This window comes from Halorubellus salinus (genome assembly GCF_020567525.1).
Classification (GTDB): Archaea; Halobacteriota; Halobacteria; order Halobacteriales; family Natrialbaceae; genus Halorubellus; species Halorubellus salinus.
In genome coordinates, this window is the sequence record NZ_JAJCVI010000001.1 from 473,393 (window position 1) to 491,484 (window position 18,092).

At 72.4% G+C, this 18,092-nt stretch carries 20 protein-coding genes; 12 read left to right on the forward strand and 8 right to left on the reverse strand.

Going from position 1 to position 18,092, the window contains the following annotated elements; translation table 11 throughout:
- Positions 1-28: 28 nt before the first annotated feature.
- Entirely contained in the window at positions 29-187 is a 159-nt protein-coding gene (locus LI336_RS02390) for a DUF7550 family protein (RefSeq protein WP_227131017.1), read from the forward strand.
- Between the two features lie 54 nt (positions 188-241).
- Here the strand turns inward: LI336_RS02390 and LI336_RS02395 are convergent, their stop codons facing one another.
- The 4 genes from LI336_RS02395 to LI336_RS02410 form a co-directional block, all read right to left on the reverse strand.
- On the reverse strand, positions 242-604 hold the full coding sequence (locus tag LI336_RS02395) for a fluoride efflux transporter FluC (RefSeq protein WP_227131018.1): 363 nt from the start codon (positions 602-604) through the stop codon (positions 242-244).
- Positions 601-990: a CrcB family protein gene (locus tag LI336_RS02400; RefSeq protein WP_227131019.1), complete on the reverse strand. Its 390-nt coding sequence runs from the start codon at positions 988-990 to the stop codon at positions 601-603. Before LI336_RS02400 ends, LI336_RS02395 begins: the two co-directional genes overlap by 4 nt.
- 123 nt (positions 991-1,113) lie before the next feature.
- Positions 1,114-1,914: a cytochrome c biogenesis protein CcdA gene (locus LI336_RS02405; RefSeq protein WP_227131020.1), complete on the reverse strand. Its 801-nt coding sequence runs from the start codon at positions 1,912-1,914 to the stop codon at positions 1,114-1,116.
- Positions 1,911-2,453 (reverse strand): TlpA family protein disulfide reductase, encoded by a 543-nt coding sequence (locus LI336_RS02410; protein WP_227131021.1) that lies wholly within the window; start codon positions 2,451-2,453, stop codon positions 1,911-1,913. Before LI336_RS02410 ends, LI336_RS02405 begins: the two co-directional genes overlap by 4 nt.
- Positions 2,454-2,553: 100 nt before the next feature.
- On the opposite strand from LI336_RS02410, the gene LI336_RS02415 reads away from it, so the two are divergent.
- Positions 2,554-3,360: a DUF3179 domain-containing (seleno)protein gene (locus LI336_RS02415; RefSeq protein ID WP_227131022.1), complete on the forward strand. Its 807-nt coding sequence runs from the start codon at positions 2,554-2,556 to the stop codon at positions 3,358-3,360.
- A gap of 8 nt (positions 3,361-3,368) precedes the next feature.
- Here the strand turns inward: LI336_RS02415 and LI336_RS02420 are convergent, their stop codons facing one another.
- A complete protein-coding gene (locus LI336_RS02420; RefSeq protein ID WP_227131023.1) occupies positions 3,369-3,593 on the reverse strand; it encodes a ribbon-helix-helix domain-containing protein in 225 nt (74 codons plus the stop codon).
- Between the two features lie 242 nt (positions 3,594-3,835).
- Between LI336_RS02420 and LI336_RS02425 the strand changes: the two genes are divergently transcribed.
- Positions 3,836-4,432, forward strand: coding sequence for a sulfite oxidase-like oxidoreductase (locus tag LI336_RS02425; protein WP_227131024.1), 597 nt, complete (start codon positions 3,836-3,838; stop codon positions 4,430-4,432).
- Positions 4,433-4,439: 7 nt separating this feature from the next.
- On the opposite strand, the gene LI336_RS02430 is transcribed toward LI336_RS02425, so the two are convergent.
- Positions 4,440-4,940: a hypothetical protein gene (locus tag LI336_RS02430; RefSeq protein ID WP_227131025.1), complete on the reverse strand. Its 501-nt coding sequence runs from the start codon at positions 4,938-4,940 to the stop codon at positions 4,440-4,442.
- A gap of 92 nt (positions 4,941-5,032) precedes the next feature.
- On the opposite strand from LI336_RS02430, the gene LI336_RS02435 reads away from it, so the two are divergent.
- Together LI336_RS02435 and menD are read left to right on the forward strand one after the other, a co-directional pair.
- Positions 5,033-6,382 carry an isochorismate synthase gene (locus tag LI336_RS02435; protein WP_227131026.1) on the forward strand — a complete coding sequence of 450 codons (1,350 nt, stop codon included), beginning with the start codon at positions 5,033-5,035 and terminating at the stop codon, positions 6,380-6,382.
- A complete protein-coding gene (gene menD / locus LI336_RS02440) occupies positions 6,379-8,280 on the forward strand; it encodes a 2-succinyl-5-enolpyruvyl-6-hydroxy-3-cyclohexene-1-carboxylic-acid synthase (protein WP_227131027.1) in 1,902 nt (633 codons plus the stop codon). Before LI336_RS02435 ends, menD begins: the two co-directional genes overlap by 4 nt.
- Positions 8,281-8,297: 17 nt before the next feature.
- On the opposite strand, the gene LI336_RS02445 is transcribed toward menD, so the two are convergent.
- Positions 8,298-9,380, reverse strand: coding sequence for a J domain-containing protein (locus tag LI336_RS02445; protein ID WP_227131028.1), 1,083 nt, complete (start codon positions 9,378-9,380; stop codon positions 8,298-8,300).
- A 165-nt stretch (positions 9,381-9,545) separates the two neighbouring features.
- On the opposite strand from LI336_RS02445, the gene LI336_RS02450 reads away from it, so the two are divergent.
- On the forward strand, positions 9,546-10,445 hold the full coding sequence (locus LI336_RS02450; protein WP_227131029.1) for a 1,4-dihydroxy-2-naphthoyl-CoA synthase: 900 nt from the start codon (positions 9,546-9,548) through the stop codon (positions 10,443-10,445).
- A 298-nt stretch (positions 10,446-10,743) separates the two neighbouring features.
- Entirely contained in the window at positions 10,744-12,069 is a 1,326-nt protein-coding gene (locus tag LI336_RS02455; protein WP_227131030.1) for a PQQ-binding-like beta-propeller repeat protein, read from the forward strand.
- A 105-nt stretch (positions 12,070-12,174) separates the two neighbouring features.
- On the opposite strand, the gene LI336_RS02460 is transcribed toward LI336_RS02455, so the two are convergent.
- The gene (locus LI336_RS02460) at positions 12,175-12,789 is read right to left on the reverse strand and encodes a helix-turn-helix transcriptional regulator (RefSeq protein ID WP_227131031.1); all 615 of its coding nucleotides are present in this window, start codon (positions 12,787-12,789) and stop codon (positions 12,175-12,177) included.
- Between the two features lie 117 nt (positions 12,790-12,906).
- Between LI336_RS02460 and LI336_RS02465 the strand changes: the two genes are divergently transcribed.
- The 5 genes from LI336_RS02465 (at position 12,907) to LI336_RS02485 (ending at position 18,082) form a co-directional block, all read left to right on the forward strand.
- Positions 12,907-13,539, forward strand: coding sequence for a DUF2141 domain-containing protein (locus tag LI336_RS02465; protein WP_227131032.1), 633 nt, complete (start codon positions 12,907-12,909; stop codon positions 13,537-13,539).
- Positions 13,540-13,617: 78 nt separating this feature from the next.
- The gene (locus LI336_RS02470; protein ID WP_227131033.1) at positions 13,618-14,604 is read left to right on the forward strand and encodes a 1,4-dihydroxy-2-naphthoate polyprenyltransferase; all 987 of its coding nucleotides are present in this window, start codon (positions 13,618-13,620) and stop codon (positions 14,602-14,604) included.
- Entirely contained in the window at positions 14,605-15,648 is a 1,044-nt protein-coding gene (locus tag LI336_RS02475) for a mandelate racemase/muconate lactonizing enzyme family protein (protein WP_227131034.1), read from the forward strand.
- The gene (locus LI336_RS02480; RefSeq protein ID WP_227131035.1) at positions 15,641-17,278 is read left to right on the forward strand and encodes a class I adenylate-forming enzyme family protein; all 1,638 of its coding nucleotides are present in this window, start codon (positions 15,641-15,643) and stop codon (positions 17,276-17,278) included. Before LI336_RS02475 ends, LI336_RS02480 begins: the two co-directional genes overlap by 8 nt.
- 57 nt (positions 17,279-17,335) lie before the next feature.
- The gene (locus tag LI336_RS02485) at positions 17,336-18,082 is read left to right on the forward strand and encodes an NRDE family protein (protein ID WP_227131036.1); all 747 of its coding nucleotides are present in this window, start codon (positions 17,336-17,338) and stop codon (positions 18,080-18,082) included.
- Positions 18,083-18,092 lie beyond the last annotated feature (10 nt).

Consider the following 18,092-nt stretch of genomic DNA (forward strand, 5'->3'; position numbering starts at 1 on the left):
CAAGTGCGGGCGTGCGGAACGTCGGCGTATGAGCGACGACTCTCACCACGAGGACCACCACGAAGGCGGAACCGAGGGCCGCGTCACCTCGCCGATGCAGGACTACACGACGGGGCAGGTCGCGCGCGGCGCGGTCGTGCTCGTCGTCGGCTTGCTGTTGACGTTCGGTATCGGCTTCGCGCTCTGACCGGACGACAGAGGCGTTCTCCAGCGTTCGTTGGCTTCGGTAGCGTCGGCGCTGTCAGGCGAGCGTGGCGAGGGCGAAGCCGAGTGCGGCGGCGGCGAGTGCGAGTGCGAGGGTGCCGAACGCGTTCGCGGCGGCGATGCGCGTGCTGCGAGTCTGGCGGTCGACGGTCTCGAACGCGAACGTGGAGAACGTGGTGAACGCGCCGCAGGCGCCGGTGCCGACGAACAGGAGGGCGTCGCCGCCGAGGACGCCGGCGGCGCCGAGGCCGGTCGCGAACCCGAGGACGAGGCTCCCGAGGACGTTCACGCCGAGCGTCGCGCGCGGAATCGCGGTGGTGTTGTCGACGCGCTCGTAGACGGCGTGGCGGGCGACGGCGCCGAGTGCACCGCCGAGCCCGACGAGGTACGCGGGGTTCACGCCTCGACCCTCGCTGCGAGTGCGAGCGCGACGTGGCGGCCGACGAGGACGCCGATGATGCCGAGCGCGTAGTTCCCGGCGACGTTCCCGGCGGCGACGAGCGGTGCGGCCTGATAGGTCTGGACGGCGAACGTCGAGTACGTCGTGAGCGAGGAGAGGAAGCCGGTGCCGACGGCGGTCCGCATCGGGCCGGAGAACACGCCGAGGTACGCTTGCTCGTAGAGCAGGAACCCGAGGAGTGCGCTCCCGAGCGCGTTCACGGCGAGCGTCGCGGGGAGTGCGCCGAACGCGCCGTCGACGACGTACCGGGCGTTCGCGCCGGCGAACCCGCCGAGTGCGACGAGCGCGTACGTCTCCACGGTCGCGAGCGGGTGGCCGTCGGTCATCGGAAACGAGTCCGCGACCGGACGGCAAAAACCCGGCGAGTCACGACCAGGCGAATCCCGACCAGGTGAGTCCTGACCACGCAAGTCCCGACCGGTCGGTTCGGTGGGGCGACCGTGGAGCGGTCAGCCGAGTGCGTTCGCGACGGTGATTGCGTAGTGGATCTGTGCGATGCCGGCGACGACGAGGAGGACGCCGGCGATGCGCGTGATGCGGCCGGTGCTGGCGCGCAGGCGGTCGACGACGGCGGTGTGGCCGAGCGCGGCGGCGAGCGTCACGGCGCCGAGCGCGAGGACGAGTCCGAGCGCGTACAGGCCGACGACGGACGCGGCGACGAGTGGACCGCGGGAGACGCCGGCGAGTGCGACGCCGACGAACACGGGCGCGCTGCAGCCGGCGGCGGCGACGCCGTACGTGACGCCGAACGCGAAGAATCCGGCGGGGGAGCGCGAGCGTTCGGCCAGGTGGACGGAGACGTCGCCGAACGTCCGGCCGCTCGCGAACGCGACGCCGACGAGGACGACGACGGCGCCGACGACGAGCTCCAGTTCGCCCGCGAACGACGCCACGCCCGCGCCGAGGGCGGCGACGACCGCGGCGAACGCGACGAAGACGACGGTCGCGCCGAGGCCCGTGACGCCCGCGACGAATCCCGCACGCCGCAGCGACGGTCTCGCCGCCGTCGGCGTCGCACCGCCGTCAGCCGTCGCACCACCGTCAGCCGTCGCACCACCGTCAGCCGTCGCACCGCCGTCAGCCGTCGCACCACCGTCAGCGACCGTCCCCTCAGGTCCGCCACTGCTCGACGCGTCGGTGTTCGCGCCGACGAAGAACGCGACGTACCCCGGCAGGAGCGGGAACGCGCAGGGGGCGGCGAACGCGAGCGCGCCGGCGGAGAACGCCAGCACGAACAGCGGGTCTATCATCGCGGGCTCGGCTCCTCGAGGTCACCGGCGGCCGCGGCCTCGTCGATGGCGGCGACCACCGCTTCTTTGCGGGCGACGCCGACGTGCCGCCAGACCTCGCTCCCGGGACCGCCGCCGGGTGGGAGGACGAGCGTCGTCGGGAGCCGCGGTGCGCTGTACGTGCTCGTCGCGCGCGCCTCTGGGTCCATGACCGCGGGCCAGTCCCCGCCGTAGTCGTCCCACCACTGCCTGATGCCGTCCTGGCTCCGTTCGTTCGTCACGGAGACGACGTACGCGTCCGGGCGCTCCTGTGCGGCCGCCCAGATGGTGTCGAGTTGCGGGATGCAGGGCGCGCACCACGTCGCGAAGAAGTCGAGGACGATGGGGCGGTCGGCGACCGCGAGCGGGACGCGGTCGGGGCCCGGACCGGCGGCGCGCTCCAGTTCGATGGCGTCGACGGCGTCGCCACCGCCGCCGAGACGCCCCAGGCAGCCGGCGAGCCCGACGCTCGCGGCGACCGCGCCACTTCGGAGGAGTCGTCGACGGGAGAGCGGTTCCATACGAGTCCTACGACGACTGGAGGTATCGGGCTAGCGGGGGTGTGAGTGACTCACGCACTACCGCCCTGCGTTCATGCGTCGACGGCGCGTACCGCGTTGCATGAATCGGCGTGCCCTCCTGCGAGCGACGGCGGGGGTCGGCCTTGGTGGACTCGCGGGCTGCCTCGACGTCGCGAGTTCGTTCGGCGCGGACCGCGACACGGCGAGCGGGCGCGACGGACCGGGAACGGGCGGCGAGGACGGCTATCCGTCGCTCGCCCAGACGGGGTTCCCGCCGACGGTCTGCGAGGAGTCGACGCAGCCGTGGGCGCTCCTCGAGATCGACGACCCGCAGTTCGCGAGCGACTGGCCGCCCGACGTCGACGAGCGGTACGCGGACGACGGCCGGCTCGACGACACGCAGGTCGTCGTCGGCCTCACGGGCGGCGACCGACCGCGCGCGTACCCCGTGACGGTCCTGTGGCGCCACGAGGTCGTCGAGGACGCGTACGCTGGCGAACCGCTGCTGGTGACGTACTGTTCGCTGTGCCGGAGCGGGATGGTGGCGTCACGGGTCGTCGCGGGCGAGACGCGGTCGTTCCGCGCGACCGGCCTCCTCTGGCGGCCCGAGGACGTGTTCGCCGCGGCCGCCGAGGAGGACGACCGGTCGTTCGGCGCGACGGTGCGGGACACCGACGTCGGCGTCCGGAACGCGGGGAACCTCGTGCTGGTCGACCGCGAGAGCGGGAGCTACTGGAGTCAGTTGCTCGCGCGCGCCATCTGCGGGCCACTGGAGAACGAGGCGCTCACGATTCGACCGTCGCGCGTCGCCACGTGGGGCGCGTGGCGTCGCGAACACCCGGATACGGACGTGTTGCTGCCACCGCCGTACTCCGGCGTCGACGAGACCGGTGCGGAGAGACGGTGAAATCCAGGTTAGAAGACGTACTCGTCGTCGTGACCCATCATGCCGTCGTCCTCGAAGCCGGAGTCGAGGCGCTCGTCCTCGTCGTCCATCGGGCCGCTCGTCTTGTACGCCTTGAGTCCGGCCGCCAGGAGGTCCTCGATGGCTTCGTCGCGGTTGACGAACTCGCCCTGCTCCACCATCTGCGTGATCTGCATCTCGAGATGCTCGGGGATGTTTATCTCGACCTTGGGCATCAGTAATTGGGGCTATCGGTAAGGGGGTATTTAAGCCTGTTGGGGACGCGAATCCGCCGTGGGAGGCCGGCTCAAGCCCCCTCGTCGGACTTTCGGGGCCGTTCGTGTCCGACGATGCACGAGTCCGTACACGCTCTGCCACCCTGTATTGACAAGGTCCCCGTCGTCACCGAGTGGTCTCGGCCCGCGACCCGAGCCCGGGTCCGTCACGACTACGGTCGTCCGCGCGCTACGGGTCCGCGATGACAGTCAGGGACGTCACGGACCTCCACGAGGAGTTCGACGGCGAGCGCGTACCGCCCGGGCAGCGCGAGACGTCGAAGTTCCCCGTGCTCTCCAAGAGCGGCACGCCGAACTACGACCCCGAGACGTACTCGCTCGACGTCTGGGGCGCGGTCGACGACGAACGCTCGTTCTCCCTCGAGGAGTTCAGGGCCGTCGACAGCGAGACCCAGCGCCAGGACTTCCACTGCGTCACGGGCTGGTCGAAGCTCGACTGCGAGTTCGAGGGCGTCACCTTCCCCACCTTGGCGGAGCTCGCGGGCGTCCACGACGACGCCGTCCACGTCATGTTCCACGCGCTCGACGGCTACACGACGAACCTCCCCCTCGAGGAGTGCATGCGCGAGGAGGTCATGCTCACGTGGGCGTTCGACGGCGACGACCTGCCGCGCGAGCACGGCGGCCCGCTCCGGGTCGTCACGCCCCACCGGTACGCGTACAAGGGCGCGAAGTGGGTGGACGGCGTCGAGTTCCTCACCGAACCCGAGCGCGGCTACTGGGAGAAGCGGGGATACTCGAACACCGCGAACCCCTGGAACGAGGAACGCTACGCCTGAGGTCGCGTCACCCGGGGCCGCCGAGTCGAACGTCGCCGTCGACGACGGCCTCGACCTGGTAGTGCCGGCCGTCGTGTTCGAGGTAGTAACGTGGGAGGTACGCGGGCGGGGTGACGGTCGCGTTGCGCTCCGTCCAGCGGTCCACGTGGCGTTCGGCGCGCAGTTCGTGGCGGTCCTCGATGCGGTCGGCGAGCGACCGGAGCGCGCTCGCGTCGCCGCAGGTCGCGTAGGGCTCGGGCGGGAGCGCCGCCTCGACGACCTGCCGTTCGCGGTCGGGGAGTTCGCTCGTCGACACGGGCGGGGTCTCGTTCGACGGCTCGAGGTCGTACTCGGGGTCGGAGAGTTCGAGCGACGACGGTGCGTCGCACGAGACCGTGGTCGTCGCGGCGGTCGTCCACGTCGAGGAATCGGTGTTGGATTCGCCGATGGCGCCGCCGCCGAGACAGCCGGCGAACGCTGCGGGGACGGCGGTTGCGGCGAGCGCGTGGAGGGCGCGGCGGCGTCGCATGCGCGGGGCATCGAACGGTCTCGCGAAGTGCTTTCTGCTTAGGTTCTCGGATATGAACACCCTTTATACGGCCGGCCCCTGAGTTGCGTGCGATGGAACGAGCGGAGAGCGGCGGGGCGTCGGGAGACGTCGTGCTCGACGCGGGACGCCTGGTGAGTCGCAGCCGCGAGGTCGGCGACGTGTCCTTCCAGGCGTTCCTGGCGTCGCGAGAACCGCCGCGGCTCCAGTGGGCGAGCCCCGGTGGTCTGGAACTGGCCGGTGCGGGGGTCGCTGCCGAGGTGACCGCGGACGGCCCGGGGCGCTTCGATGTGGTGCGGTCGGCCGCGGCTACCGCGTTCGCGGACGTCGATGCGAACGGTGCGAACGGGAAGGCGCCGCGGCCGCGGTTCGTCGGCGGGTTCGCGTTCCGCGACGACCACGCGCCCGAAGGGACCTGGAGTGGGTTCCCGGCGGCGTCGTTCGTCCTGCCGGCGGTCCAGTTGACGCGGACCGACGACGGGACGTGGGTGACGGTGAACGCGTACGGGCCCGACGCGGACCCGGAGGTCGTGGAGCGCGCGCTCGACGACGCGGTCGAGGCGGTCGCGGACCTCCCGAAGATGCGACCGGTGGGGACGCCACCGGGCGTGCGGGCGACGCGACGGACGACGCCGAAGGAGGCGTGGACGACGCAGGTCGCGGACGCGACCGAGCGCATCCGCGCCGGCGACCTGGAGAAGGTCGTCCTGGCGTGCGCGCTGGAGGTCGACCTGAACGGTCCCGTCGACCTCCCCGACGTACTTGAACGGTTGCGGCGGACGTACCCGAACTGTTACCGGTTCCTCGTCCAGCCGACGGAGGACGCCGGGTTCCTGGGTGCGCCCCCGGAGCGCCTCGTGAAGCGCACCGGTCGGCGCGTGGAGACGGAGGCGCTCGCCGGGTCGGTCGGCCGTGGCGGGACGCCGGAGGCGGACGCCGAGCTCGCGCAGTCGCTCGTCGACTCGGCGAAGATCCAGCACGAGCAGCGCCTCGTCGTCGACACGATCTGCGAGCAGCTCGCCGGGTTCGGCGAGGTGACCGAGGGCGAGCAGCGCGTCCGGAAGCTCGACAACATCCAGCACCTCCAGACGCCGATCACGACCGAGCTGGCGTCGGACGTGCACGTGCTCGACATCGTCGAGGCGTTGCATCCGACGCCCGCGGTCGGCGGGCTGCCGCCGGCGGCGGCGGCGCGCACCATCCGGGACGTCGAGACGTTCGAGCGCGGCTGGTACGCGGCACCGATCGGGTGGTTCGACGCGACCGGTGACGGGGAGTTCCTCGTCGCCATCCGCTCGGGCGTCGCGGGTGGCGACGGCGCGACGCTGTTCGCGGGGAACGGCATCGTTCGGGACTCGGACCCGCAGGAGGAGTGGGACGAGATACAGCTCAAGTACCGGCCGTTGCTCGAAGAGTTCCGATGACGGACGACGACGCGGGCCGCGACGCGGGCCGCGACGAGGACGCGGCAGACGACCAGGCCGACGGCGAGGATTCGCCTGCTTCGGGCGGTTCGTACCCGAACCGGAACGTCCTGTGGGCGGAGACGCTCGTCGACGAGCTCGCGGCCGGTGGCCTGGACGCGGTCTGCGTGTCGCCGGGGAGTCGGTCGACGCCGCTGACGATGGCGTTCGCGGCCCACGACGACGTCTCCGTGTTCTCGATACTCGACGAGCGGGCGGCGGCGTTCTTCGCGCTCGGTCGCGCCCGCCGGACCGGCGAGCCGACGGCGGTCGTCTGCACCTCGGGGACGGCGGCGGCGAACTATCATCCCGCGATGATCGAGGCGAGCCAGGCTCGCGTTCCCTTGCTCGCGCTCACGGCGGACCGACCCCCGGAACTGCGGGATTCGGGCGCGAACCAGACGGTCGACCAGGAGAAGCTCTACGGGTCGGCCGTGCGCTGGTATCGCGACCTCCCGGAGCCGGAGGCGACGCCGCGGAAGCTCCGGCGGTTGCGGACGGACGCGGCGCGAGCGCTCGCCGAGACGACGGGCACGCCCGCCGGCCCGGTGCACCTGAACTGTCCGTTCCGGAAGCCCCTGGAGCCCCTCGAGGTCGAGGGGGACGTCCCCGCGGACTGGGACGAGGGCGACGTGCGAGCGAGCGAGGGACGGCCGGGGCGAGCCTACGTCGAGACGACCCAGGGACGGCCGACGCTCGCGGACGCGCGCCTGGACGACCTCGCCGCGACGGTCGAGGCCGCGGATTCGGGGCTGGTCGTCGCCGGTCCCGCGGACCCCGTCGACGTCGCACGCGAGGGGTACGCGCCGGCGCTCGCGGCGCTGGGTGACGCTGCGGGGTTCCCGGTGCTCGCGGACGCGCTGTCGACCGTCCGCTACGGCTCGCACGTCGCGGACGCACCGGTCCTCGGGTCCTACGACGGGTACGTCGACGCGCTCCTTGACGCCGTCGACCCCGAGGTCGTCATGCGGTTCGGAGCGTCGCCGACGTCGAAACCGCTCCGGAAGGCCCTCGCGGCACGCGACGTCCGGCAGGTGCTCGTGGACCCAGCGGGCGAGTGGCGGGACGCCGAGTTCGTCGCCGACACCCTCCTCGCCGCCGACCCCGTCCACGTCGCCCGCGGCGTCGCGGACCGGCTTGCGGACCACGAGCGAGCGACGGAGACCGACCGCGACGGGGTCGTCGACCGGGCGCTCGCGATGGACGACGCGTTCGCGGCAGCGGTCGCAGAGAACCGCGACGACGGATCGGTTGGCTCGTTCGAGGGCGCGGTGCTCGCGGACGCGGTCGCGCACGCCCCGGACCCGGCGACGGTCGTCGTCGGGAACTCGATGCCGGTCCGGGACGCGGACCGGTTCGCGACCGCGAGCGAGCGCGACGTGACGGTGCTCGCGAACCGCGGCGCGAGCGGTATCGACGGCGTCACCTCGACCGCGCTCGGCGCCGGGAGCGCCACCGACGACGCGCTCGTGTACGTCACGGGCGACGTCGGGTTCTACCACGACATGAACGGCCTCCTGTCGCTCTCGCGCTGTGACGTCGACGCGACGGTCGTGGTCGTGAACAACGACGGCGGCGGCATCTTCCAGGAACTCCCCATCAGCGAGTTCGACCCGCCGTTCACCGAGCAGTTCCAGACGCCTCACGGCATCGACTTCGAGCCGACGGGCGAACTCTACGGGTTCGCGTTCGAGCGCGTCCCGGTGGAGGCGTTCGCGAGCGCGTTCCGCGACGCCGTCGACGCCGACGGCTCGCACGTCCTCGAGGTCAGGTTCGACGCGGCCGCGAGCCACGACGCTCGCGACGTCGTCACCGAGCGCGCCCGCGAACGCGCGCGCTCGACGGACGGGACGCGGTAGACGGTCGAGTGCACTCGTCAGCGAAGCACCTGCATGAACAGCACGCTGTACCCGAAGGGTATCCACGTGCTCCCGAGGACGACGACGCCGAGCAGCGAGACGGGGTCGAGCGCGGGGAACAGGAGGAGTGCGACCGGCGCGATGACGCTCCACGCGCCGAAGACGTAGATCGCGATGCGGGGCATCGTGAGGAGGTAGCCGGTGAGGAGGAGCGCGCACGCGGCGACGGTGACGTTCACGACGAGCGAGAACTGTGGCGTTATCGCGGAGTACGCCATGAACGGGTAGAGGACGAACATGATGCCGACGACGACGACCTCGCTCCCCTGGAGGCGGTACGGCGTCCGCGCGGTATCGAGTTCCTCGTCGTCCCAGTCGCGCACCGAGTACCCGCCGTCGGTGGCGTCGTCCACGGTCCCGCGGCCCTCGCGTTGGGCGTGCTTGGAGCGTTCGCGCTCCCGCCAGTGTCGGTCGTCGGTCGGGTCGCCGACGGTCGCACCGCCCGCGCCGGTCGCGCTCGCCGCGCTCGCCCCACCGCTGGCGCCATCGGTCGCGTTCGCGCTGGCGCCGCTGGCGCTCGCGGACGCCGACCCCGCGTCGCCGCTCGACCCGCCGACGTCGTAGCTCCGCTCGCTCGGGTTCGAGCCGTCGCCGCGCCGCGTCCGGTCGTACGCGCCCGGGTCGAACCCGAACCCGCCGTCGGCGCCAACGCCATCGTCGCTCGCCCCGCCAGCGCCCCCGCGGCCATCGCTCCCATCGTCGCGAACGCCAGTCCCCCAGCGACTCCCGGACGCGTCGGCGTGCGCGTCCGCGTCCGCGGTCGGGTCCGTGCCGACGTCCCAGCGACCACCACCGTCGCCCGCGCCCGCACCGAAGTGACTCGTGTACGACCCGTGCCCGAGCCGGTCGTAGCGCGCGCGCTCGTCGGGGTCGCCGAGGACCTCCTCGGCCGCCTGCACGCGCTGGAACGCGTCGCTCGCGTCCGGCGCGTCGTTCAGGTCCGGATGCGTCTCCTTGACACGTTCGCGGTACGCGGCCTCGATTTCGTCCTGGCTCGCGTCCACGTCCACCCCGAGGACGTCGTAGAACGTCTCACCCATGCCTCGACCCTAGTTGTAACCGAGCGGAGAAAAACGTTCCCGGCAACGAACCGGCACGCAACCCGTCGCCGCGACCCGCGAGCCACACGCTCGCCCAGTCCCCCGCCTCGCGGCCGGGCCGCCGATACGCGAACCTCCAAGTGCGCGCCGCGGCGAGTCCCCTCTATGGTCAGCGAGCTCTTCGACCCAGACCGCTGGGAGGCGACCGAGTTGAACGACGACTTCCGAGATATCACGTACCATCGCGGCACCGACGTCGGCGCGGTCCGCATCGCGTTCGACCGCCCCGAAGTCCGGAACGCGTTCCGGCCCGGCACCGTCGACGAACTCTACCGCGCACTCGACCACGCGAAACGCCAGACAGACATCGGATGCGTCCTCCTCACCGGGAACGGCCCGAGCCCCAAAGACGGCGGCTGGGCGTTCTGCTCGGGCGGCGACCAGCGCGTCCGCGGCGCCGACGGCTACGAGTACCAGGGCGACGACGCCGACCGCGAAGACGCGAGCAGCGCCGGCCGCCTCCACATCCTCGAAGTCCAACGGCTCATCCGCCACATCCCCAAACCCGTCGTCTGCGTCGCCCCCGGCTGGGCCGTCGGCGGCGGCCACAGCCTCCACGTCGTCTGCGACATGACCCTCGCCTCCAAAGAACACGCGAAGTTCAAACAGACCGACCCCGACGTCGCCAGCTTCGACGGCGGCTTCGGGAGCGCATACCTCGCCAAACAGGTCGGCCAGAAGAAAGCCCGCGAGATCTTCTTCCTCGGCAAGACCTACGACGCCGACGAAGCCGCCGACATGGGCATGGTGAACGAAACCGTCCCCCACGACGACCTCGAAGACGTCGCCCTCGACTGGGCCGACGAGATGCTCGGCAAATCCCCAACCGCCATGCGCATGCTCAAATACGCATTCAACGCCACCGACGACGGCATGATCGGCCAACAAGTCTTCGCCGGCGAAGCCACCCGCCTCGCCTACCAGACCGACGAAGCCCAAGAAGGCCGCGACGCCTTCAACGAAGGCCGCAACCCCGACTTCGACGACTACGACTACCACTACTAGCAACCACCTTTTTCCTGCGGAGGGTGCGCTCGCTGCGCTCGCGCACCCCCACTTGGAAAAACGTGGGCGAAAAACCTCCCGCTCGCGCTCTCCGAGCGCTCGCGGTTTCGCTGCACTGGACCGCACAGCGACAGCGACCACGCAGCGAGCACACCGCGCAGCGACCACACCGCGCAGCGACCACACCGCGCAGCGACCACACCGCGCAGCGACCACACCGCCCCACAGCCGCGACCGCCTCTAGCTGGGGTTCGTGGGACCACGAGACACTTACGTCGGGCACTGGAAACATCGGGTGATGCGGTCGACGCGACGCGGGGTCCTGGCGGCCGCCGGGACCGCCCTCCTCGCTGGTTGTAGCACGTTCGATGGGGTCCAGAGCGACGGCGAGCGGTCGGTGCCGCCGCCGTTCCTCGCGGAACCCGAGGACTGGGCGCACCCCGGGCACGGGCCTGGGAATGCGCGGCGGGCACGGGGTGACGCCGCGCCGCGGCACGCCCCGGACGGGGCGACGTGGCGTCGGGAGCTGTCGGCGTCCACGGTCGATTCGGTCGCACAGCCCGTGGTCGCGGACGGCGTCGCGTACGTCGCGTTCGTCGGCGTGGACCGCGGGACGGAGTTCGCGCGGCTCGTCGCCCTCGACCTCGACACCGGGGCGGTCCGATGGGTGGTCGAGGTCTCGGGAACGGCGTACGCGGGTGCGCCACGGGTCGCCGGCGAGACGGTGCTGTGGCGCGGTGGCGCGGATACGCTGTACGCGTTCCACGCTGCGGACGGGAGCGAGCGATGGACGTGGCGCGTCCGGAACCACGTCGACCCGGTCGCAGCGCACGGCCTCGCGCTCGTGACGGTGCCCGCCGAGGACGACGGGGACGGGGAGGAACTGGTCGCGGTCGACGTCCGCGACGGCGACGCCGCGTGGACGCGCCGGGAGGCCGACCGCGGCTGGCTTCCGCACGCGGCCGACGACGACCGGTTCTACGTCACGCGGACGAACGATGGGTCGAGCGCCGGCGCGCTCCTCGCGCTCGACCATCGGACGGGCGAGATCGCGTGGTCGGCCGCAGGGGTCGCACCGCGATCCCTGGTCGTCGCCGGTGGTCGGGCATTCTCGGCTATCGACGCATCTGAGGGTAGCGAGTTCCTCGCGCTCGACACCGCCGACGACGAGCCGGGGTGGTCGCGCTCGCGGGCCGTGGAGCGCGAGACCGACGACGGGACGGTTACGGGCGAGGAGACGGTCGCGGCGGCGACCGCGGACGTCGTCGTCGCCAGCCAGGACTTCCACGGCCGCGCTCCGAACCGGGTGGTTGCGCGGGACGCTGCGACGGGCGACGTGACGTGGACTGTCGGCGACGAGGACCTCTCGGTCGCGCCGAGCGCGCTCCCGTTCGTCTGCGGCGACGCACTGTACGTCCCGGTCGACGACGACGCCGCCGGCGACAACGGCGAGGACGTCGAGCGAACGGCACCGGCGCTCTCCGTGCACGCGCTCGACGACGGTTCGGTTCGCGACCGCCAGGGCCTCGACGTCACCGAGCTCGTTCACGTCGTCGTCGCGGACGGCTCCATCGTCGCGGTCGCTCGCCCGAGCGGGAACGCGGTGTCGGTCGCCGCCTGGTGAGGCAGTCGCCGCGCGATGAGGGTCGCCGCGCGGTGACCGGCCGGGCCGTCCGGGCGAGCCCGCTCGTCGCATCGCCCGTCGAGAGGCCCGTTCGGTGGTTCGCGGTCAGTCCTCGACGACGTCGAGGAGTCGCTTCGCGTTCGCGACCTTCTCCTGGATGCGGTGGCGGTGGACCTTGACGGTGCTCTCGGCGACGTCGAGACGCTCCGCGATGGTCGCGTAGTCGAGGCCTGCGTCGTGGAGCACCTGGACCTCGGCCTGACGCGTGGAGAGGCCGACGCGGACGAGTTCGCCGACCGTCCGCGACGGCAGGACGAGCGGGTCGCGGTGGACGGCGTCGGCTCCTCGGGCGTTGGCGTCGGTCCCGCGAGCGTCGCCGTCGGTCCCGCGGGCGTCAGCGTCGGTCACCTCGGCGGCGAACGCGGCGTGGACCGCCCGGACGCTCGCTCGGAGCGCGTCGGGGACGTCGTGCGCGTCGAGCGTCTGCAGCCACGTCTGGTCGTCGACGAAGACGACGGCCGCGAGGCCGTCGGCGACCGCGACCGACTCGGGTGCGTCCGTGGTCTCGTAGCGTTCGAGGATGGCGTCGCTCCCGTCGACGAGCGAGGCGTGTAGGTCGTCGACCGCCTTCGAGAGCGTTCTCGCGTCCGCGTCGCTTCGAGCGGCGACGCGCTCGATGGTCGTCGCGGGGATGGGGGCGTCCAGCGAGACGGTTGGCATACCGGAGCTACGCCCCCCGAGCGCTTGAGGTTTACGTTTTGTGTAAACCCCGGGCGTGGTACTATCCGCGTTTCAGCTTGCCGAAAGCACTTGAGGTAATCGACGGAACGTCGTGGTATGCAGCCCTCCAAGCGGCTCCTCGTGGCCGTCGTCGTGGTCGCGCTCGCCGCGACCGCCGGGTGCCTCGCCGACCCGATCGGCGACGGTACCGACGGGACGACGACGGTCGACACGGAGCGCACGACGACCGACGGTCCCGCGACCGAGCAGCGCGAGTCGAGCCATACCGGGTCGACCGACGGTACCAGCGAACCGAACGACGTCCGCGTGTGGGACGCCGACGGGAGCGAAGCGCCCGACCTCGCCGCGTCCCTCCGCGACCCCGTCGCGTGCGACGGCGGCTGGGTGAGCTACTGGGGGACCGGGGACGCGGAGCGGCTCTGGCGCGACGACGGCACGCTCCGCGTCGGCTGGACCGTGCCCGGGAACCAGTCGACGCTGTTCGTCGGGTTCGAGAACGCGACCGCGGTCGGCGTCGACCACGTCGAGTACGAGAACGCCGTCACCGCCGACGGCGCCGGCGTGCCCGCAGGTGACTCGGACACCGGCCGGTACGCGGTCGTGATGATGCACGACGTGAACGGGAACGGCGAGTACGACCCCGGGACGGACCGGCCGTGCGCGAACGACGGCGACGCCGGTATCTCGTGGACGGGGTGGCTGTGGGTGGACTGGGACGCCGACGACTGACGGCGCAGGACCCTCTCTCGAGCGCGACCCACGCGCGAAGCCGAACGTTTTGGTACGAGCGGGCCGGAGTCGCTGGTAATGAGTACGGAAGCGGTCTCGCGACGGAAGGCGTGGGTGATGGCGGCGCGCCCGCAGACGCTCCCGGCGGCCGCGGCGCCGGTCCTGGTGGGGTCGGCGGTCGCGGCGTGGGCTGGCGTGTTCCAGGTGCTCCCTGCGGTCGCGGCGTTCGTCGGTGCGGCCCTCATCCAGGTGGGGACGAACTTCGCGAACGACTACTACGACGCCGTCCAGGGTGCGGACACCGCGGACCGCGAGGGGTTCACGCGCGTGACCGCCGGCGGTCTCATCGAGCCCGCGGAGGTCAAGCGCGCGATGATACTGACGTTCGCGCTCGCCGTCGTCTCCGGGACGTACCTCGTCTACGTCGGTGGCGTCCCCATCCTCGTCGTGGGGGTCGTGAGCGTCGTCTGCGGCGTCGCGTACACGGGCGGACCGTATCCGCTCGGGTACAACGGTCTCGGCGACCTGTTCGTGTTCGTGTTCTTCGGGCTGGTCGCGGTGACGGGGACGTACTACGTGCAGGCGGCTGCGGCAGCGGTCGACTACGGCCCGCTCGCGTTCGGCCTGGCGCCGATGGACGCGCTCGGGCTGGCGGTCGTCGCGAGCCTCCCGATAGCCGCGATCTCGACGAACATCCTCGTCGTGAACAACGTCCGCGACAAGGAGGAGGACGCCCGGACCGGGAAGACGACGCTCGCGGTCGCGTTCGGGTACGGGTTCGCTCGCGCCGAGTTCGTCGCCCTGCTCGCGCTCGCGTACGGCACGCCGCTGTACCTCTGGCTCGCGGACGGCCTCTCGGCGACGGTCCTGGCGCCCGTGCTGTCGCTCCCGCTCGCCGTGTCCGTCGCTCGTACCGTCCTGACGGAGACCGGTGGGGCGGCGCTGAACCCGGCGCTGGAGCGGGTCGGGCAGTTGCTCGCGCTGTACGCCGTCCTGTTCGCACTCGGGCTCGCCGCGGCGAGCCAGGACGTGCTCGGTGCTTTCGCGTTCGCGGGGGTGGCGTAGATGGACGCACTAGTCCGGGAGTTCTCGGTGTCGCTCTCGAAACCGCTCGCGACGGCGAAGGGCGAGGTCACGGACCGCGAGGGGTTCCTCGTTCGCGTGAGCGACGGCGAGCACGAGGGGTTCGGCGAGGCGACGCCGCTGGCGCCGTGGACGGAGTCGACCGCGGAGTGCCGGGGGGCGCTCTCGGACGCGGTGTCGCGACTCCGCGACGACGAGGCGGCATTGCGCGCGGACCTGGACCGGAATCCGGCGGCGCGCCACGGCGTCGCGCTCGCGCTCGCGGACCTCCGCGCGAAGCAACACGACCGCCCGCTCTATCGCTTGCTCGGACGGCAGAGCGAGCGACGCTGGGTGCCGGTGAACGCGACCGTCGGCGACGCCGACCCCGACGAGACCGCCGACGCCGCGACGCGGGCGGTCGCGGAGGGCTACGAGACGGTGAAGGTGAAGGTCGGCGCGGGCGACGTCGAGCGGGACGTCGAACGCATGCGTGCCGTTCGCGACGCGGTCGGCGAGGACATCGCGCTTCGCGCGGACGCGAACGGCGCGTGGTCTCGCGAGCAAGCGGCGCGAGCGTTCGAGGGGTTCGCGGACGCTCGCGTCCGGTACGTCGAACAGCCGCTGCCCGCGGACGACCTCGCGGGGCTCGCCGACCTCCGCGGCGGTCGCGTCGGCGTCGCGGTCGACGAGACGCTCGCGACGCACGCTGTCGAGGGCGTCCTGGACGCGGACGCGGCGGACGTCCTCGTCCTGAAGCCGATGGCGCTCGGTGGCGTCGAGCGCGCGCGCCGCGCCGCCGTGGAAGCCCGGAGCGAGGGAGTGGCGAGCGTGGTGACGACGACCATCGACGCGGTCGTCGCACGCGCCGGTGCCGTGCACGTCGCCGCGTCGCTCCCGGGCGTCCTCCCGTGTGGGCTCGCGACCGGCGACTGGCTGTCGACGGACCTCGGCCCGGACCCGTGCTTCGTCGACGACGGCGCGGTCCGCGTCCCGCAGGACGCCGGCCTCGGCGTTCACGGCGTCTGGGAGGACGACGATGCCTGACCGCGTGGCTGGGGAAGGGCGCGACTGGCCGACGACGGACCTCGTCGCTGCGCGCGCGGCGGCGACGCCGGAGCGCGAGGCGCTCGTCGACCACCCGACGGGCGAGTCGTGGACGTACCGGGAGCTCGACGCGTGGGTCGCCGCGGTCGCGAGCGAGCTCGGTTCCGGCGATGGCGACGGCAACGGAGACGGCGGCGGTGTACCCGGACGTATCGGCGTGCTCGCGGCCCCGCGCCCCGAGGTGGTGGTGCTCGTGCACGCGGCGTGGCGTGCGGGCCGCGAACTCGTCCTCCTGAACGTCGACCTCGCAGCGAGCGAACTCGCCGCGCAGCTCGAGCACGCGAGCGTCGGGACCCTGCTCGCGGACGCGACCGCTCGCGACCTCGCGGCGAGCGCCGTCGACGCGCTCGACTCGCCCGCGTCCGTCGCGGTCGACGCGCTCGCGGCCCTCGCGGGCGAGCCCGACGCCGCGAACCCCGAACGCGACGCGACCGGAGCGACGGAGCCATCGCATCGGGTGACGCCGAGCGACGTCCCGGTGACGATGTTCACCTCCGGGTCGACGGGCGACCCGAAGGCGGTGCGGGTGACCGTCGGGAACCTGCTGTCGTCGGCCACCGCGAGCGCGTTCCGGCTCGGCGTCACCCGGGAGGACCGCTGGCTGTCGCCGCTCCCGACCTACCACATGGGCGGGCTCGCGCCGGTCGTCCGCTGCGCGCTCTACGGGTCGACGGTCGTCCTCCAGCGCGGGTTCGACGCCGAGGCGACCGCGAGCGCGCTCGCCGAACGCGACGCGACGGGCGTCTCGCTCGTCCCGACCGCGCTCGCGCGACTGCTCGACGCGGACTGGATGCCCCCGGAGTCGCTCCGGTTCGTCCTCCTCGGTGGCGCCGCCGCGGACCCGGCGCTGCTCGCGCGCTGCGAGCGCGCCGACGTCCCCGTCTACCCGACGTACGGGATGACCGAGACCGCCTCCCAGATCGCGACCGCGACCCCCGAGCAGGCGTTCGCGGACCCGGACACCGTCGGGCAGCCGCTCGTGAACACCACCGTCGCGGTCGTCGACGCCGACGACGAGCCCGTGCCGCCCGGCGAGGTCGGCGAACTCGTCGTCTCCGGGCCGACGGTCACGCCAGGGTACCTCGACGCGCCCGCCCGGGACGAGGACGCGACGGCCGGTGCCGACGCTCCCGGGAGCGACGTCGCGGGTCGGTTCGGCGAGCGCGGGTTCCACACGGGCGACCGCGGGTACCGCGACGCCGACGGCAAGGTGTACGTCACGGGGCGCGTGGACGACATGCTCGTCACCGGCGGCGAGAACGTCCAGCCCGCGGTCGTCGAGGACGCCCTCCGCGCGCTCGACGCGGTCGCGGACGCTGCCGTCGTCGGCCTCCCGGACCCAGAATGGGGCGAGCGCGTCGCCGCACTCGTCGTCCGCGACGCCGACGCCATCGGAGAGAACGCGACCGGTGACGCGGACGTGGATGCGGATGCGGTCCGCGACGCGGTCCGCGACCGACTCGCCGCGCACGAGGTCCCGAAGACCGTCGCGTTCGCGGACGCCATCCCACGCACCGCCTCCGGGACGGTCGACCGGCCAGCCGTCCGGGCGCGCCTCGGCGACGACTGACTCGTCTCGCGCGCCACCGAAGCACTCCTTAAGTTGCCAGCGTGCCTACTCGTCGACGTGTGTACGTTGACGTTCGCGTGGCGCGCGTTCGCCGACGCGCCGCTCGTGGTCGCGGCGAACCGCGACGAGGCGCTCGACAGACCAGCCGTCGGTCCCGCCCGCATCGAGGGCGCGGACGGCGACCCGGTCGTCGTCGCGCCACGCGACGAGGAAGCCGGTGGCACGTGGATCGGGACGAACGAACACGGCGTGTTCGTCGGCATCACGAACCGCTGGACGGACGCCGACCTCGCCGCCGAACGCTCCAGGGGGCTGCTCGTCCGCGACGCGCTCGCCCAGGCGAGCGCCGCCGACGCGACCGCGGTCGTGGAGGACGCCGTCGCCGCGCACGAGTACGACGGGTTCAACCTCGTCATAGCTGACGCCGACGACTGCCACTACCTCGAGTGGGACGGCGAGCTCGCCGTCCACGGCCTCGACCCGGGCGTGCACGTCGTCGTGAACGTCGGCGCCGTCGACGACTTCGAGATACCCGAGGTCAGGCGCGAGTTCGGCGAACGGCAGGCCGAGAACGCGCGCGCCGTCCACGACGCCCTCCAGGTCGAACCCGGCGAGACGCCCGAGGAGTGGCGCGAGCGCGCCGCCGCGGTGCTCCGCGACCACGACTACGGCGTCTGCATCCACGGCGACGGTTACGGCACGCGCTCCTCGTCGCTCGTCCAGACCGGCAGCGAGTTCGCGTACTGGTACGCCGATGGCGCACCCTGCGAAACCGAGTACGAACGCGTCGACGCGACGTTCTGAACGAGCGTCG